16 protein-coding genes are annotated in these 15,976 nt (G+C 63.4%); 10 read left to right on the top strand and 6 right to left on the bottom strand.

The features are described 5' to 3' along the window. Positions 1–11: 11 nt before the first annotated feature. Positions 12–467, bottom strand: coding sequence for a (4Fe-4S)-binding protein (locus M1R55_RS04195; RefSeq protein WP_249393473.1), 456 nt, complete (start codon positions 465–467; stop codon positions 12–14). A gap of 286 nt (positions 468–753) precedes the next feature. Between M1R55_RS04195 and M1R55_RS04190 the strand changes: the two genes are divergently transcribed. The 10 genes from M1R55_RS04190 to M1R55_RS04145 all read left to right on the top strand — a co-directional run bounded on the left by M1R55_RS04190 (position 754) and on the right by M1R55_RS04145 (position 9,576). Further along, positions 754–1,749: an NAD(P)-dependent oxidoreductase gene (locus tag M1R55_RS04190; RefSeq protein ID WP_249393472.1), complete on the top strand. Its 996-nt coding sequence runs from the start codon at positions 754–756 to the stop codon at positions 1,747–1,749. Next, the gene (locus M1R55_RS04185) at positions 1,742–2,620 is read left to right on the top strand and encodes an MBL fold metallo-hydrolase (RefSeq protein ID WP_249393471.1); all 879 of its coding nucleotides are present in this window, start codon (positions 1,742–1,744) and stop codon (positions 2,618–2,620) included. The genes M1R55_RS04190 and M1R55_RS04185 overlap by 8 nt, the downstream gene beginning before the upstream one ends. Next, positions 2,617–3,978 (top strand): F390 synthetase-related protein, encoded by a 1,362-nt coding sequence (locus M1R55_RS04180; RefSeq protein ID WP_249393470.1) that lies wholly within the window; start codon positions 2,617–2,619, stop codon positions 3,976–3,978. Before M1R55_RS04185 ends, M1R55_RS04180 begins: the two co-directional genes overlap by 4 nt. Continuing rightward, positions 3,975–4,982, top strand: coding sequence for a 3-oxoacyl-[acyl-carrier-protein] synthase III C-terminal domain-containing protein (locus M1R55_RS04175; RefSeq protein WP_249393469.1), 1,008 nt, complete (start codon positions 3,975–3,977; stop codon positions 4,980–4,982). The genes M1R55_RS04180 and M1R55_RS04175 overlap by 4 nt, the downstream gene beginning before the upstream one ends. Positions 4,983–5,026: 44 nt before the next feature. Next, positions 5,027–5,395, top strand: coding sequence for a hypothetical protein (locus M1R55_RS04170; RefSeq protein WP_249393468.1), 369 nt, complete (start codon positions 5,027–5,029; stop codon positions 5,393–5,395). Beyond that, entirely contained in the window at positions 5,283–5,909 is a 627-nt protein-coding gene (locus M1R55_RS04165; RefSeq protein WP_249393467.1) for a short-chain dehydrogenase, read from the top strand. The genes M1R55_RS04170 and M1R55_RS04165 overlap by 113 nt, the downstream gene beginning before the upstream one ends. 45 nt (positions 5,910–5,954) lie before the next feature. After that, the gene (locus M1R55_RS04160; protein WP_249393466.1) at positions 5,955–6,545 is read left to right on the top strand and encodes a YdeI family protein; all 591 of its coding nucleotides are present in this window, start codon (positions 5,955–5,957) and stop codon (positions 6,543–6,545) included. Between the two features lie 57 nt (positions 6,546–6,602). Continuing rightward, positions 6,603–7,547 (top strand): aldo/keto reductase family protein, encoded by a 945-nt coding sequence (locus tag M1R55_RS04155; RefSeq protein WP_249393465.1) that lies wholly within the window; start codon positions 6,603–6,605, stop codon positions 7,545–7,547. Between the two features lie 123 nt (positions 7,548–7,670). Further along, complete coding sequence (locus M1R55_RS04150; RefSeq protein WP_249393464.1) at positions 7,671–8,654, top strand: ABC transporter ATP-binding protein; 984 nt, start codon at positions 7,671–7,673, stop codon at positions 8,652–8,654. Next, complete coding sequence (locus tag M1R55_RS04145) at positions 8,647–9,576, top strand: ABC transporter permease (RefSeq protein ID WP_249393463.1); 930 nt, start codon at positions 8,647–8,649, stop codon at positions 9,574–9,576. The genes M1R55_RS04150 and M1R55_RS04145 overlap by 8 nt, the downstream gene beginning before the upstream one ends. Before the next feature lie 165 nt (positions 9,577–9,741). Here the strand turns inward: M1R55_RS04145 and M1R55_RS04140 are convergent, their stop codons facing one another. The 5 genes from M1R55_RS04140 to M1R55_RS04120 all read right to left on the bottom strand — a co-directional run bounded on the left by M1R55_RS04140 (position 9,742) and on the right by M1R55_RS04120 (position 15,925). Beyond that, entirely contained in the window at positions 9,742–10,071 is a 330-nt protein-coding gene (locus M1R55_RS04140) for a hypothetical protein (protein ID WP_249393462.1), read from the bottom strand. A 96-nt stretch (positions 10,072–10,167) separates the two neighbouring features. Beyond that, on the bottom strand, positions 10,168–10,833 hold the full coding sequence (locus M1R55_RS04135) for a hypothetical protein (protein WP_249393461.1): 666 nt from the start codon (positions 10,831–10,833) through the stop codon (positions 10,168–10,170). Positions 10,834–10,925: 92 nt separating this feature from the next. Next, on the bottom strand, positions 10,926–12,812 hold the full coding sequence (locus M1R55_RS04130) for a glycogen debranching N-terminal domain-containing protein (RefSeq protein WP_249393460.1): 1,887 nt from the start codon (positions 12,810–12,812) through the stop codon (positions 10,926–10,928). Positions 12,813–13,054: 242 nt separating this feature from the next. After that, positions 13,055–14,584 carry a carbohydrate ABC transporter permease gene (locus M1R55_RS04125; RefSeq protein ID WP_249393459.1) on the bottom strand — a complete coding sequence of 510 codons (1,530 nt, stop codon included), beginning with the start codon at positions 14,582–14,584 and terminating at the stop codon, positions 13,055–13,057. 198 nt (positions 14,585–14,782) lie between these two features. Then, positions 14,783–15,925, bottom strand: coding sequence for a carbohydrate ABC transporter permease (locus tag M1R55_RS04120; protein ID WP_249393458.1), 1,143 nt, complete (start codon positions 15,923–15,925; stop codon positions 14,783–14,785). Positions 15,926–15,976: the final 51 nt, after the last annotated feature.

The raw sequence follows: 15,976 nt of genomic DNA, 5'->3' as shown, positions 1-15,976 counted from the left end.
CTGGGGTTGGTTTAGCCTTCGTTCGTGGGCTGGGGATCGCTTTTCCAGCCGATTTTCTCGTGCGTGCCGTCGCAATACGGTTTATGCGTGCTGGCTCCGCAGCGGCACAGGGCGGCCCGGACTTCTTTCACGGGGCCGCCCGGAGTCATCAGCGTCAGGTCGCCGCGCACGATCAGCGGGCCGTTGGGCACGGGTGAAATGGTGGTGGCCGGGTCGGGGGTTTCGGCGGGGCCACCCTGGAGTACGTAATGCAGCGCCCCAGTCGGGCAAGTTCGCACCACAGCGGCCACTGCCTGCGCCTCGGCATTGGCTGGCTGAATCCACGGACGGGCCTGTGGGTCAAACACATTCGGCAGTCCGCTCACACAGGCCGCCACATGACGGCAGCGCACGGCGTCGTAATACACGGTGATGCCGGGGGCGGTATACGCCTTGCCGCTGGTGGTAGCGCCTTGGGCCTGAGTCATGGTTCAGTTTAACCAACTCGTCAGCAAATTGCCTTTGATATGAATTCCGATTGAAAGCCCCATATTTTGGGCTTGAAATCCGACTTGCAAAGCCCCGAAGGGGAGCAGAGCGAGGAGGAAAGACTAAGGGCTACGCGGTATGGAGGAGTGGCGTTCTCATGGGCGTCCGTTCACGACGATAGAGCCGCAAGCGGTGCTGCCAGGGGTGTGGCGGAATGGAGCGGAGTCCGTCTGGTCTGCGTCCCCATTCCGTAGAGCTTGCCAGCCCGTGGGCTACCCTACAGCTATGCGGGTACTGGTCACGGGTGCAACGGGCTTTTTGGGGGGCGTAGTGGCCCGCGAACTCGCGGCATCCGGCTTTGAGGTCTGGGGCGTGGGCCGCGACGCTGTGCGGGGTCAGGCCCTCAGCGCAGATGGTGTGCGCTTCGTGCCGCTGGACTTGCGGGAGGGGACAGGGTTGAGAGGGCTAATAGCAGAGGCTGATGCTGTGGTGCATTCGGCGGCGCGGTCTACCCTGTGGGGCCGCTGGGCCGACTTCTACGCCGACAATGTAGAGGTGAGCGCGGCAGTGGCGCGGGCCTGTGCTGGGGCAGGCGTGCGCCTCGTGTACATCAGCACACCCAGCGTGTACAACGCCACCGGGCAGACGCGGAATATCTCAGAAAGTACCCCGGTTGGCCCCGCCTATTTTCCACACTTCGACTCCCTGTATGCCCACAGCAAATATCTGGCCGAATTGGAAGTACAAGCCGCCCACCCCGAAGCCACTTTATTGCGCCCACGCGGCATTTATGGCCCCGGCGACACCAGCATTTTGCCCCGGCTGGCGCAGGCTTTACGGGCAGGCCGCCTTCCCCGCTTGGATAGTGGGGGAGAAGTTCACACCGAATTGACGCATGTCCGCAACGTGTCGCACGCTGTAGCTTTGGCAATCACGCGACCTGCCCCCGGCCTCTACAACATCACCGATGGCGTGACCATCCCGATCTGGGCCACTCTAGACCGCTTGGCCGATGCCCTCGGTGTGCCCCGTCCCACCCGGCAGGCCAACCCGCGTGTGCTGGAAGCAGTGGCCCGCGTGCTGGAAGCTGTGTATGCTCTGCATCCCCGCCGTCCCGAACCGCCCCTGACGGCCAGTGGCGTGCGCCTGCTGACGCGCGGCATGACCCTAGACCTGACCCGCGCCCGCGAACGGTTAGGGTACCGGCCTGTAATTCATCCCGATCAGGGGTTAGAGGAAGCCATAGCAGAAGTTGCAGAGCGGGCGGCGGCCCATGCCTGAGCCTGTCACCATTGGCCCAGTGACTGTGTGTGTCATCCCCCTCGCGGCGGGCGAGTGTCTGAATGTGGCGGCGCTGACGCAGTGGGGAGCGGCGTGGCGGGTGCAGGCGTATCCGGCGGGGTTTGCGCTGCTGCTGCACCCTTCCGGTCCGGTGCTGCTGGACACGGGCTACGGCCCACAGGTGCCCCGGCTGATGCGGCGCTGGCCCGGCGTGCTGTACGGCCTGATTACTCCCGTGCGCTTGGCGGCTGGAGGCACGGCGGCGGCGCAACTGGCCCGCATGCGGCTGGAGATTCGGAGCATCAAGACCGTGATCGTGTCGCACCTGCACGCCGATCATGTGGGCGATTTACGGGCGTTTCCAGCGGCGCGGTTTGTGCTGGACGGTAAGGCATATCCGCCCCTGCGCGGTCTGCGTGGACTCCGGGCGGTGCGGCGGGCTTTTCTGCCCGAGCTCTTGCCCCCAGATTTCGAGGCCCGCACGGATGCGCTCGCCTTTGCCCCGGCCCCCGCGTGGCTGGCCCCCTTTGCCGAAGCCGCCGATGTCTTCGCAGATCAGAGCGTGTGGGCGGTGCGGGTTCCCGGTCACGCCCCCGGCATGATCGCGCTGGTGGTGCGTGAGGCGGCAACGGGCGAGGGCGGCTCGGAATGGACGCTGCTCGCCACCGACGCGGCGTGGAATGTGCGTGCCCTGAGGGAAGGTGGGGAAGTGCATCCCCTCGCCCGAATCGCCTTTTTTGACGTGCAGCAGGAGCGCCGCAGCCGTCAGCAGTTGCAGGCTTGGCTGGCCCTCCATCCCCGCGCCCGCGTGATCGTCAGTCATGATGTTCCCGAGACCCGTTTACTGGAAAGTCGTCCGGTCAGCCTATGAACGATGCTCTCGCCGCCGTCGGGTACGCCATCGCGGAAGGCCGCCTGCATTTCCGCACCCGCATTGCCCTAGAAGCACATCAAGACCGGCTGGCGCATGGGCATCTGCGTTGGGTGGCCGCCCACAGCCCCGCCGTGGCTGCTCGGTTCCGGGCTGCGGGCCTCGGCCTGAGTCAGTGGCGCTCCTTGCCCCCCACCTCTAAGGCCGAGATGATGGCCGACTTTGACCGCCTGAACACCGCTGGATTGCACCTGTCGGACGTGTTGGCGCTGGCCCGCTCCGCCGAAGATCAGCGCGATTTTTCCGGCCAATTGCGTGGGGCAGCTCAGTCTGCTTTTGCGGAGCAAGCCGTCACCGTCGGGCTTTCCAGCGGCACCAGTGGCACACAGGGCGCGTTTGTGGTGGGTGTGCAGGAGCGGCAGCGCTGGGCGGGCGTGGTGCTGCGGCATCTGCTTCCGCCGCCTTTTTTCCGGAGCCTGCTTCGTCCCGTGCGGGTGGCCTTTTTGCTGCGGGCCGAAGGAGGGCTCTACCGCAGCGTGCAAAGTCGCCGCATCAGCTTTACGTTTCTGGACTTGCTGCGCCCGGTGCCCGAGTTGGCCGCCGCCCTGACCGCTGCCGATCCAACCTTGCTGGTGGGGCCGCCGAGCGTGCTGCGTGCCCTGTTGGATGCTGGGGCCGAGGCCAAGCCCGCCCGCGTGGTCTGCGTGGCAGAGGTCATGGAAGAGGCAGACCGCGCCGCGCTGAACGCTGGATTTGGCCCGGTGGTACAGGTGTATCAGGCCACCGAGGGGCTGCTGGCCCTGCCCTGCCCGCACGGAAGCCTGCACCTGAACGAGGCCCATGTCCACTTTGATCTGGAGGCGCTGGGCGACGGACGCTGGCGGCCCATCATCACCGATTTGCGCCGCTGGGTGCAGCCCATGATTCGGCACCGCCTGGACGACATTTTGCAGTTAGACGCCACGCCCTGCTCCTGTGGCAGCGTGGCGCGGCGGGTGGCCCGGATAGAGGGGCGGCAGGACGATGCGTTGCTGTTTGCTGCTGCTTCGGGGCAGCCCCTAACCATGTGGCCCGACTTTCTCCGCGCCGCCCTGAACCGCGTGCCGGGCCTGCAAGAGTACCGCGCCGAACAAACCGCCTCTGATACGCTCTGGCTGCTGCTCGACCCCGATTTGCCCAGTACCCGCACTGCCGCCGCTGCCGAGGTTAAGGCGGCTTTGGCACGCGCCGGAGCCGATGCTGGGGGCGTTCGTCTGTGCTTCGGCCCCCTGCTGCCCGCGCCGCCGGGAACCAAACGCCGCCGGGTGCTGCGCCGCACGTTTTCCCAGTCTTCTCCTGTCCCAGAGGTCATCCCATGACAGTGCCCGGTCCCAGCCCCTCCATTCTCCCCGTCCGAATTTTGGGCACGGGCCAGGCCTTGCCCAGCCGAGTCGTGCCTACTGCCGAGGTTGCCGCGCTGTGTGGTCTGACCGCCGAGGCCGCCGAAGCCCGCACAGGGGTGCGCGAACGCCGCTGGCTGTCGGGCACCGAAACGGCGCTGACGCTGGGAGCCGAGGCAGCACGGAATGCGCTGGCAAGGGCGAATCTGGAACTCGGCGATATAGACGTGCTGCTGAATGCCAGCGGTTCTCAGGCCCAGCCGATTCCTGATGGTGGGGCGCTGCTGGCCCGCGAACTGGGACTGAGCGGCAAGGCGGCCTATAGCATTCACGGCACCTGCCTCAGCTTTTTGCTGGCGCTTCAGCACGCCTCGTTGCTTATTGCGTCCGGTCAGGCGGCGCGGGTGCTGATCATCAGTACAGAGGGCGGCAGCGTGGGCCTGAATATGGCCCAGCCCGAAAGTGCGCTGCTGATCGGTGACGGCGCGGCGGCGGTGGTGCTGGGGCCAGCGGTGCGCCCCGGCCAGGGCCTGCACGCGGCCCGCATAGAAACCTATCCGGAAGGCGCGGAGCATACCCGTATCCGGGGCGGCGGCACCCTGCGTCATCCCCGCAATCCCGCCGTGCAGCCCGAGGAATACCTGTTCGACATGCAGGGCCTCGGCGTACTGAAACTTGCCAGCCGCGTCGTCCCTGCCTTTCTGGAGCGCCTGCGCCCCGGCCTCAGCACTGGTTTGGTAGGCATTTCCCGCGTTGTGCCGCATCAGGCCAGCAAAGTCGGGCTGGATTTGCTGCGCCGCTACGGCTGGCCCGCAGACCGGGTAGAAGTGACCCTGCCCACTCTGGGCAACGTGATTGCCGCGAGTTTGCCCCTCACGCTGCATCAGGCGCTGAGTTCCGGGCGGGCCGGGGAAGGCGACACGCTGTTGTTGGTGGGCACCGGGGCGGGATTGACGGCGGGCGGGTTGATTCTGGAACTTTGAGCGGCGGCCCAGACTTTACTTCCCTCCCCAGTTACCCTGTTGGCATGCCCACCACATCCCTTCCCCTGACCGGAAAAATAGCCTTGATTGCCGGAGCCACACGCGGTGCGGGGCGCGGTATTGCCACCGAATTGGGCGCACTGGGGGCCACCGTAATTTGCACGGGCCGCAGCACCCGCGCCAGCCAAAGCGACTTGAATCGCCCGGAAACGATTGAGGACACCGCCGAGTTGGTCACAGCGGCGGGCGGCGTGGGCGTGGCGCTGCGATCACAGCGACGCGGCGCAGGTGGCGGCCCTGATGACACGGGTTCAGGCGGAATACGGTGGCCTCGACATCCTGATCAACGACATTTGGGGCGGCGAATCGCTGATGGAATGGGGCAAAAAGGTCTGGGAACTCGACCTGAATAGGGGCCGACTGATGCTGGAACGGGCCATCTGGACGCACATCATCACGGGCCATGCAGGATTGCCGCTGTTGCGGGCGGGTGGCCTGATTGCCGAAATCACCGACGGCGACGGCTGGTATTATCGGGGCAGCTTCTTCTATGATCTCGCCAAAACGGGCGTGATGCGGCTTGTTCAGAACTGGGCCAGCGAACTCGAAGACGATCCCCGCGCCATCACCAGCGTTTCCGTGACGCCCGGATTTCTGCGGAGTGAGGAAATGCTGACCCATTTTGGCGTGACGGAAGACACCTGGCAGGAAGCCGTGAAACAGGAACCCCACTTTGCCGAGTCCGAAACCCCGCATCTGGTGGGCCGGGGCGTAGCGGCGCTGGCGGCTGACCCCGAAAAGCACCGCTTCAACGCTGGGGCTTTGGCTTCCTGGACACTGATGGATGAATACGGATTTGCCGACCTAGACGGCAGAAAGCCGCACTGGGGCAACTGGTACCGGGATGTGGTCAAGCCGCAGCTTTGAGCCGGACAGGATGTAGAATTCTGGCCCTTCTGTCATCCTGAGTTCGTGCCTCCAGCCATGCCCATAGAATTCGAGCCGGAGAACCGCGCCGAGTGGCGGGCGTGGCTGAGCCAGCATCACTCCTCAGCGCGGGGCGTGTGGCTGGTGCTGCGCAAAAAGGCCGCGCCCCTGCCCAACCTGACCTGGGCCGAAGCTGTACAGGAAGCCCTGTGTTTTGGCTGGATAGACAGTGTGGGGCGCAAGCTGGACGACACGCGCTCGCTGCTATATTTCACGCCGCGCAAGGCCGGGAGTGGCTGGAGCGCGGTCAATAAAGGGCATATAGAACGCCTCTCGGCGGCGGGCCAGATGACGGCGGCGGGGCAAGCGCGGATAGACGCGGCCAGAGCGGACGGCTCGTGGACGCTGCTGGACAGTGTGGAAGCTCTGGAAGTGCCGGATGACTTGAAGGCAGCTTTAGACGCGATTACCGGTGCGCTAGACGGCTGGAACGCCTTCCCCGCCAGCGCCAAGAAGGGCATCTTGCAGTGGATCGTGCAGGCCAAAACCGCACTTACACGGGCTAAACGCATCACCCAGACGGCGGAACTGGCGGCGCAGGGCATTCGCGCCAACACCTGGAAGTCGGGGCGTTAACCTTTCCACAATTTTCTTCTTTGCGCTGCATCCTGCTTTATTAGGTAAAGTACCCGAATGGAATACCGGAACCTGGGCAAGAGTGGCTTGAAAGTCAGTGAAGTGGCGCTGGGCGGCTGGGAAACCTACGGGCGCAGCGTGAACGAAGAGCAACTGGTGCGCGACATCGTGATGAAAGCCTACGAGGAAGGCGTGAATTTCTTCGATCAGGCCGACGTGTACGCGCGGGGCAAGTCCGAAGAGATGATGGGCGCGGTCCTGCGCGAGTTGCCCCGGCATACGCTGGTCATTTCCAGCAAGGTGTTCTGGCCCATGAGCGACGACGTGAATGACCGCGGCCTCAGCAGAAAGCACGTGCTAGAGAGCATCGACAAGAGCCTGAAGCGCCTAGGCACCGATTATCTCGATATCTATTTTGCCCACCGCTACGACGAAAGTGTGCCGATGGAAGAAATCGTGATGGCGTTTGATCAGGTCGTGCGTTCGGGCCGCGCCATGTACTGGGGAACCTCCATGTGGCCCGCCGCCCGCATTGCACAGGCCGTAGAATTTGCCCGCGCACACGGCCTGCACGCCCCCGTGACCGAGCAACCCGAATACTCCATGCTGCGCCGCGAGCGTGTGGAAAAAGAAATTTTGCCCTATACCCAGGATGCGGGCGTGGGCCTGGTGGTCTGGAGTCCGCTGGCGATGGGCCTGCTGACCGGCAAATACGACGAAGGCAAGCCCGAAGGCGCACGCCTGACCGAAAACGAGAACTGGGGCAAGAACTTCCTGACCGATGAAAATATTCAGAAGGTGCGCGATCTGAAGCCTGTGGCCGACGATCTGGGCATCACGCGGGCGCAACTGGCGCTGGCCTGGATTCTGCGCCAACCCGGCGTCAGCAGCGTGATTACCGGGGCCACCAAAGTCAGCCAGATCGAGGACACCGTGAAGGCCGCCGGAGTGCGCCTCAGCGAAGACGTGAACAGCAAGATCGAAGCAATACTGACGCGCTGATACAGCTGTCAATCTGCCCGACCTGCTCTGGGGGCAGGCCGGGTTTTTCTGTCGGCGGGCCCAGCGTCCAGTCTGCAACTTTCGCCGCTCTCCTTGCGCCGCCCCACGCCCTATGCTGACCAGATGACGCAGCAGCGGGCCACCTCCTCAACAGCGGCCATAGAGACGCGGGAACTTCAGAAAGTGTACCGGGGGCGAGCAGTCGTGGACGGCCTCACGCTGACCGTGCAACCCGGCGAAGTGTTCGGATTCCTCGGCCCCAACGGTGCGGGAAAAAGCACCACCGTCAAGATGTTGCTGGGCCTGGTACACCCCAGCGGCGGCGAAGTGCGCGTGCTGGGCGGCCATCCTTCCGACCCCGCCGTGCGTTCCCGCCTCGGCTTTCTGCCCGAACAATTCCGCTTTCAGACGTGGATGACCGCCGAAGAATTCCTGCGTTTTCATGGACGGCTGGCGGGCCTGCGGGCCGATGAACTTCGCGCCCGCATTCCGCAGGTGCTGGAAACGGTGGGCCTCGGCGGACGCGGCACCGAGTCGCTGGGCGGCTATTCCAAGGGGATGTTGCAGCGGGCGGGGTTGGCGGGGGCCATTCTGGCGCGGCCCCAACTGGTCTTTCTCGATGAACCCACCAGCGCCCTCGACCCGATTGGGCGCGTGGAAGTACGCGAGATCATAGAGGGGCTGCGGGCGCAGGGCGTGGCAGTCTTCCTCAATTCCCATTTGCTGTCGGAAGTGGAGCAGGTGTGTGACCGGGTGGCCTTCGTGAAGGCGGGGCGGGTGCTGCGGCAGGGCAGTATGCGCGAACTGATGGGCGACGTGCTGCCTGTAGGCGTGCGCGTAGACCGCCTGACGCCGCCACTGCTGGAGGCGCTGGCCCGCATAGGCGAGGTGCGCCACACCGACACCCAGAACCCCGAACACACCGATATAGAACTGTGGGTGCAGCGCCGAGAGGACGTGCCTGCGCTGGCCGACGCCGTTCATGCCCACGGAGTGCGGCTGTACGCCCTGACGCCGCGCCAGCCCGATCTGGAAACCATGTTCCTGGAACTCATGGAAGATGCGCCCGAAACCGCCGCGCGGCGCAAGGAGGCCGCCCATGTCTGACGCTACTCGCTCCGAGACAACTCTGTCTGTACCCCACACGCCGTCGTTCTGGCGCAATACTCTGCTCATCGCTGAACTTTCCCTGCGCGAAGCCGTAAGGAAGCGCTTGGTTATCGTGCTGCTCGTACTGACTGGGGCGTTCGTGGGCTTTTACCTCTACGGCATCTTCCGGCTGGAGGGCACGCTGGATCAACGTGCCATAGACGCGGGGCTGGAGGGCCGCAGCATCAGCGGCTTGGCCAACGCGCCCATCGTGTACGCCTCAGCGTTCGGCATGTATCTGGTGTTTTTCCTCGGCTCGCTCATGGCCGTGCTGTCTACGGTGGGCGCGGTCAGTGGCGACGTGGAAAACGGCGTGATGCAGAGCGTCATTGCACGCCCAATCACGCGGGCCGCGCTGGTGCTGGGGCGCTGGCTGGGCTTTACCCTCGTTAACGTGTCGTATATCGCACTGATTAGTACGGCCCTCCTGACCGGCATTTACCTGATCACCGGGTTCCTGCCGCCCGCGCCGCTGCCTGCGGTGGGCCTGATCCTGCTCGCCATCGTGGTCATCACGGGCCTGACCGTTCTGGGAAGCACTCTGTTCAGCACGCTTGCCAACGGCATCGGCGTGTTCGTGCTGTACGGCGTGGGCTTTGCGGGCGGCATTCTCAGCACCATCGGTTCGTTTGCCGACAGCCCTACCCTGATCACGCTGGGCCGGGTCGCCAATTTCGTGATGCCCACCAATGCCCTGTGGCTGGGAGCCAGCTACCACCTGCAAAACGAGTCTGTGCTGCAACTCGGAGAAATGGCACGCGGTGCGAATCCCATTTTCGGCAACGAACCCATTGCGCTGGGGTTGGTGGTCTGGGCTTCAGCGCTGGCACTCTTGGCCCTCCTGGCGGCCATGTGGCACTTCAGTCGCAAGGATTTGTAGGCGATTGGGTAGGGAAAGTCTAAGGGTCTAAAAGTCGAGGGTCTAAGGTGCTGGGGCGGAGACGATGCTATGTGCAACGGCTTGCCGCCCCTGCCTTATATATTTTCCATCTGTTCTTAGCCCATCGACTTTTAGACCCTTGATATGCCCCTTGGTCGGCAACTTTCAACCGATCTTAGCCGGCAACACTTCCGCTATCCAATTGCTTTCGAGGGATTCATCCTGGCGTGTGCCGCCCGTGCTGGCGTGCGCCCCAAAGCGCATGAGCGGCCATTCCCGCCCTGCCGCACTCAGGGCATAGCGGCCATGTTCGCCTGCGCCCGGTATGCGGCTGCCGCTGCTCTGGTACACCACCTTTACCGCGTCGCCGGAGCGCAGGGCACCCAGGTCAGAAGTGTTCACGACGCCAGCGAAAGCGCGGGCCGGGTCAGACACGTCGCCGATCCACGCCCCCCGGATGGTCACGATAATAGGCAGATTGGTTTCTAAAGTCATGCGCCCATCTCAGCAGACCCCGCGTGAGGCGGATGTGCTGTGACGGGCGCGGGTCTTGAGAAATGGCTGAACGGCCTGGGGGGTCACATGTGTCGGTTACATGTCCAGGGGGTCAGGGTGCTTGCTGGCGTTCTCGGCCTCTTCCAGGTGATTTGGGCGGCGGTAGAGCTTGTCGCGGCCTGCCTCGTTGCCTACACCTATAGCGGCGTCGGTCACAGGCAGCTTTTCGTCGCTGTGCTCTACGGTGGGGTTTGGGGTCGTCGAGGTGGGCTTGTCGTCATTCTGCGTCATGGGTTGGGCCTCCTTGCTCATCTGGACAGGGTTGATCTGCATTGGGTTGATCTGCACTGGGCTGATCTGGGTTGCAGTGGACTGCACGCTCTGGGTGGGGCGCGGCATGGCGTCTGGCACGGTGGGTTCCGTCGCGCCACTCTGCGGGGACGTAGCCTGAGCCTTGCCTTCCTGATGCACCATTGCGCTGCTGTCTACAGGCTCAGCCGCCGCCGTGTTCAGTTCCTGAATCAGGCGTTCGCGGGCGTTGATTTCTTCGTCCACGCGGCGAATATCTTCCTGCACAGTCTGAAGCACACTGGCGTCGGCCCCGGCATGATAAGAACGCCCCAGCCGCGCAAACAGGCCGTCTTGCTCCCGCGTGAGCTGGAAGACTTCGACCCGGAGTTTGGTCACCTGAGCGACTTCTTCGCCCCGGCGCTGCACGCGTTCGGCTCCCCGGCGCACACTGTTCAGAATGTTATCCAGCATGGCCCAAGTGTGCCGCCCCGCACCCGGCAATGGGTGAGGGGCGGTTTAGAGAATGCACGGCGAGAAAGTACAGCGAGAAGGGAGCCAGCCGCTCAGGCCAGTTCGTTTTCCAGCTTCCCGGTCTGCTGCTCCTGCCCGTGCCCCAGCAGGTGCGCCAGCGCCAGCGGGATAGCCGCGTCCCAACCCTGGGGGTGGCAGGCGGCGGGGTAGGGCACAGGCGGCGTATGGGACTCGCGCTTAAATCCGGCCAACAGTTCTCTGAGGCGGCGGTCACCTGCGGCGCGCGCCACGTCGAACAGGGCGCGGGCCACCTGCGCGGCCTCAGCGTTCAGGCCGTAACGGTGCATGCCCAGCGCGGCGGCGGCGGTGTCGTGCGGCCACACGCTGCCGTTGTGATAGGACACCGGATTGTAGCGGATTTCGCCCTCGCCCAGTGTGCGAATGCCCCAGCCGCTCCAGAGGTTGTCGCCCAGCGCGGTGGCTGCCACCTGCGGCGCGAATTCAGGCGGAATAATACCCGTCCAGAGCGTGTGGGCCGGGTTACTGACCAGCACGTTCAGGGGCTTTTTATCGCCGTTCAGACCATGCACGTAGTAGCTGCGCTCGGGCCACCAGAACGCCGCGTGAAAGCGTTCGCGCAGGCTGGCCGCACGGTTTTCCCACTCCACCGCTTGCCCTTCATTGTTCAGCAGGCGGTACATCCGGGCGGCAGCAAGGTACGCGGCGTAGGCGTAACCCTGTACTTCTACCACCGCTACATGCCCGCTGATGTCTACACCCTCGGCGGTAAACGTAGAGTCGCCGCTGTCCTTCCAGACTGCATTGGTGATCCCGCTTTCGTCGGGCGTGTACTCGATAAAGCCGTCCCTGTCAGGGTCGCCGTCAGTGAGGCACCAGTTCAGGGCCGCTTCCCACTGCGGGCGCAGTTCGCGGGCAATGTCGGGGTGCGCGGCGCTCAGTTCGCCCACCAGCCACACGAACAGGGGCGTGGCGTCGGCGGTGGCGTAGTAGGGGCGGTGCGGCGTACGGCCCATGCGCGTCAGTTCGCCAATCCGTTCCTCGTGCAAAATCTTGCCGGGTTCTTCCAGCGTGGATTTGTCGTACTTGCTGCCCTGCCGCGCGGCCAGATACCGCGCCACCGTCAGCGCCATCTCGGGCATATGATCCTTCACCATCAGGGCAATGATCAGGCTGTCGCGGCCAAAGGGAGCCACGAACCAGGGCAGGCCCGCCGCCGGAAAACGCCCCTGATCGGTCTGAAACGACAGGCTCCGCAGGTCTTCGATGCTCTGATCCAGCACCTGTTGATCAAGCGGGTCGGCCAGCCGCAGATTCATCGCCCCGTGCAGCGCGTCGTATTCGGCAGCTAGTGCAGCCGGGTCGCCGGGCGTGGGCTGCTCGTCGCCCTGCAACGGGAACACACTCACCCGAATCCTGGTTTCTATCTCCGTCAGATTCCAGGTCAGTTTCTCGCCGTCCCACGCGGCAGCGGGCGATACCTGCACCAGTGCGCGGCTGTGCAGGCCGTCACCAGCGGTGTAGCTGAATTCCACGCCGCCGGGCACCTCCTGGGAACTCACCGTGCGTTCGCCGAGGCCGCCGGGCCAGCCGCGCACCTCGAACATATCTACAAAATCGGCAGCCAGCGCCAGCGTCACTTCCTGGGGCCCTTCTCCGAGGTAGCGGGTCACGGTCAGGGTGTCGCGCACCTCGCTTCCGGTCACGGTCAGATCGCGGGAAATGCCCACTTTCATGGTGTAACCCACGTTGGCGTTGGCGCTGTGCTCGTGCAGCCAGAAGGGGTAGCGCTCGTGCTGGAGCAGATGTTGCGGGCGCTCGCCGTCCAGCCGCCATTCGTAGTGGCTTAGAAAGCGGGTGTCGCGGCGGTACAGCCCACTTTCGCCCTCGGCAATTTTGTAGTGGCGGTTGCCGACAAGGTACAGGTCATTTTCTTTGAGAACAGTGCGGGTATTGAGCATGGACGCTCCTTGGGGGCGGCGTGTGGCGGGGGGTGAGGGCGGAGAATTGGGGCGCAAATCAGGCGCGAACGCTCAGATTGTAAGCGGTTACAGCAGGGAAGGTATGCCGGGTTTGGACGGCGGGGCCAAGAGATAAAAACAGTCTGTCAGATACGGGGATATTTAGAAAGGAAAACGGGCGGGCAGGGTCAGGCAGCTTCCAACGGGAACGCCCCAACGCCGCCCGCCTGGGGTGCGCCCGACTAGCCTTTCACGGCGCTGTCTGAGCCGGTATCCACAAAGTAGCGCTGGAAAATAATGAAGATGATGATCACGGGAATGGCCGACAGGATCGCGCCTGCCAGAATGAGGCCGTAATCGCCTTGCCCGCCGTACAACTGCGAGAAACTGGAGAGGCCCACCGTGAGGGTAAAGTCGGTGTTCTGGCGCAGCAGCACCAGAGGCCAGAAAAAGTCATTCCATGCGCCCTGAAACTGCGTGATGGCGAGAGCAATCAGCGCGGGGCCAGCCTGCGGCAACATCACTTTCCAGAAGGTCGTGAAGGGGCCAGCGCCGTCAATAGAGGCCGATTCTTCCAGTTCTTTGGGCATGCCCTCGAAGAACTGCTTCATCAGGAACACGCCGCCTGCCGCCACGAGGCCGTTAAACCACAGCCCCCAGATATTTAGCAGACCTAAATCCTTGAGGAGCACGTAGTTGCTGACCAGGTTCACCTGACTCGGTACCATCTGCACGAACAGCACCGCGCCCAAGAAAATCAGGTTCTTGCCAGGAAAGTCGAAGCGGGCCAGGGCGTATCCCGCCAGCGAGCAGAACACTATGGCGGCGGCCACGCGTAGGAAGGCGTACAGGAACGAGTTCAGTACCCAGGAGAAGAACAGGCTGCGGCCCGATTTGGGATCCATCGTTTCGTTGAAGGCGCGGCGGTAGTTGTTGAAGGTGTAACCCAGAATGCCGGGGGTCACGTTGCGGAAGGCAAACGACCGGTCAAAGTTCTGCTTGTCGCTGGGCGGCAGGGTGCTGTTCACGATGCTTTGCCCGCGCTGCACGTCCACCTGCATGGGCGTGCGCTCGAACAGTGGCCCGCGCAGGTAGTAGTTCTCGCCCGACTTGACCAGTTCCACGCGCTGCGTTTCGCTCAGTTCGTACTGCTTGGCCTGCGCTGCGGGCGTGTCCAGTGTCACCTTCACGATTTGGCCGCCCGGCAGTTGTGCCCGGACGTCACTGTCGGGCGTCACCAGTTTGGCCCGGATCACTTCGCCTGTTTGCGCCGTCATCGCGGGGTAGGTCACGGTGGTGCGGTACACCCGCGTATCTCCCGTCTGAGACACCTGCACCGTCTTCAGTTGGGCGTAGTCTTTGGCCTGCGCCTGGCGGGCAATAGCCACCAGACTCACGGGCTGATAGGGAAACAGGCTGACCACAGGAGCGTCTTTGGGGGCGTCTGCCGGAGAGCGCACCGACACCTCGAAGTTGACTTCTCGGCCCGGAGTCAGGCCACCGTTCCACCCGCTGTTGCCGCCCTGCACCCCAAGGTTGTAGGCGCGGCTCACGTACTGCGCCGTCAGTTGCGGAATGATGACTTTGGGCGGGTACTCGTTGGGATTGTCTTTCATGCTGCTCAGCAGGCCCATCAGGAACGGGCCGAGAAAGAAAAAGCTCATGACCAGCATGAACACGTACAGCCAGCCAGCCCGCGCCCAACGTCGCCGCGAGAGCCATGCGTCGTGGTTAGAGGCCGCCACCCTGCGTTCTGTCTGAATTGCCGTCATGCTGCCGCCTCCTGGTAAGTCGATTCTGATTGAATCCCAAAAGTGCAAGATTCAATCCGAGTGGAACGAGTCGGAAAAAAGACGGATTGCGGAACTTGCAAAGCTGCGAAGCAGAGATGGACGGAGACCCGGCGCGGCTCCGGGTGGCCGGGAATCGGACGGAATCGTTCTAAAGAAGTGCTGCCAGGGCCGCGCATCCTAGTTGGCCTCGGGTGCCACAAAGAACTTGCGCTGCACGAACACCATGCTCAGGATGATCAGGGCCAGCACGATGGCCGCCGCCGACGCCATATTCACCGGGGCCGCGCCGTTCTTGAAGGTGTTGGTGTACACGTAGAAGGCCAGCGTAATCAGCGTGTCCTGCGGGGCCGCCGAACCGATCACGGCCACCTGATCAAACATCTGCATCGTTCCAATCAGGCCCACCGTGACCACATAAAAGGTGACTGGGCGCAGCATGGGAACCGTCACGTTCATCAGTTTCTGGTAGGGCGTCGCGCCGTCAATATCGGCGGCCTCGTACAGCGAGCCGGGAATGCTCTGGAGTCCTGCGAGGAAAAACAGCATCAGCGTGGGCACGGTGGTAAAGGTGTTCTGGATGATGATGACCAGCAGCGGAATACTCAGCACCCGCACGCCGCCGATACTGATCCACTTGTCGGCAAAATACTGGTAATCGTAGGGAGCCACTTCGCGCACACCGACCAGCCCGGTGGTATTCAGAATCAGCACCACGATGATGGCAATCAGCGCACTGACCGCTGCCAGCGCCGGATCAAGCCAGCCTGCGGGCAACTTGCGCGACCTTTCCCAGAGCACCTGCACGATTTGCACCACGATCAGCACGCCAAGGAACGTCAGAACGATGGGTTGGTAGGCCTGCCACTGCGTAATCAGGTAGTTGGCAATGCCGCGCCGTTGAAACAGCCACAGGAAAATCAGGGTAATGACCACGCTGGACGTGATGGAAGGCATGTACCACGCCGAGCGGAAGAAGGCCATCCCGCGAATCTTGTTGTTGAGCGCCACGGCCATCAGCAGGGAAAATATCGTTTGCAGCGTGGTGGTCACGATGGCGAAAATCAGGCTGTTGGCGAGCGCCCGCCGGAACGACGGATCGGCCAGCACGTCGCGGTAAGGCTCGATGCCGATTAGCGTGGGCGTATTGAACAGGTTGAAATCGGTAAACGAATAATAGATGGCGCGGCCGAACGCATAGAAAAAGAAGATCAGTGTGGTGATCAGAAACGGGGCTAAAAACAGCAGCGCCGTCGTGGTCGTCTGGCTCTGCTTGGAGCGGGCGGCCTTGGGTCTTTTGGCAGTGGGATTGGTAATGGTCATACACCCTCCAGCGGTGAAACCCAGCAGAAATAAATGCAGAAGCTGATACGG

Origin of the sequence: Deinococcus sp. QL22 (assembly GCF_023370075.1) — a bacterium.
Taxonomy (GTDB): Bacteria; Deinococcota; Deinococci; order Deinococcales; family Deinococcaceae; genus Deinococcus.
The sequence above is the reverse complement of the archived record's forward strand: the minus strand, read 5'-3'. Positions and strand labels throughout refer to the sequence as shown.

Bases quoted from the DNA above. Each gene is read 5' to 3' on its own strand.
- M1R55_RS04155 (WP_249393465.1), top strand. From the start codon at position 6,603: ATGGAATACCGGAACCTGGGCAAGAGTGGCTTGAAAGTCAGTGAAGTG.
- M1R55_RS04120 (WP_249393458.1), bottom strand. From the start codon at position 15,925: ATGACCATTACCAATCCCACTGCCAAAAGACCCAAGGCCGCCCGCTCC.
- M1R55_RS04125 (WP_249393459.1), bottom strand. From the start codon at position 14,584: ATGACGGCAATTCAGACAGAACGCAGGGTGGCGGCCTCTAACCACGAC.
- M1R55_RS04165 (WP_249393467.1), top strand. From the start codon at position 5,283: ATGACACGGGTTCAGGCGGAATACGGTGGCCTCGACATCCTGATCAAC.
- M1R55_RS04150 (WP_249393464.1), top strand. From the start codon at position 7,671: ATGACGCAGCAGCGGGCCACCTCCTCAACAGCGGCCATAGAGACGCGG.
- M1R55_RS04140 (WP_249393462.1), bottom strand. From the start codon at position 10,071: ATGACTTTAGAAACCAATCTGCCTATTATCGTGACCATCCGGGGGGCG.
- M1R55_RS04180 (WP_249393470.1), top strand. From the start codon at position 2,617: ATGAACGATGCTCTCGCCGCCGTCGGGTACGCCATCGCGGAAGGCCGC.
- M1R55_RS04175 (WP_249393469.1), top strand. From the start codon at position 3,975: ATGACAGTGCCCGGTCCCAGCCCCTCCATTCTCCCCGTCCGAATTTTG.
- M1R55_RS04145 (WP_249393463.1), top strand. From the start codon at position 8,647: ATGTCTGACGCTACTCGCTCCGAGACAACTCTGTCTGTACCCCACACG.
- M1R55_RS04130 (WP_249393460.1), bottom strand. From the start codon at position 12,812: ATGCTCAATACCCGCACTGTTCTCAAAGAAAATGACCTGTACCTTGTC.
- M1R55_RS04195 (WP_249393473.1), bottom strand. From the start codon at position 467: ATGACTCAGGCCCAAGGCGCTACCACCAGCGGCAAGGCGTATACCGCC.
- M1R55_RS04135 (WP_249393461.1), bottom strand. From the start codon at position 10,833: ATGCTGGATAACATTCTGAACAGTGTGCGCCGGGGAGCCGAACGCGTG.
- M1R55_RS04185 (WP_249393471.1), top strand. From the start codon at position 1,742: ATGCCTGAGCCTGTCACCATTGGCCCAGTGACTGTGTGTGTCATCCCC.
- M1R55_RS04190 (WP_249393472.1), top strand. From the start codon at position 754: ATGCGGGTACTGGTCACGGGTGCAACGGGCTTTTTGGGGGGCGTAGTG.
- M1R55_RS04170 (WP_249393468.1), top strand. From the start codon at position 5,027: ATGCCCACCACATCCCTTCCCCTGACCGGAAAAATAGCCTTGATTGCC.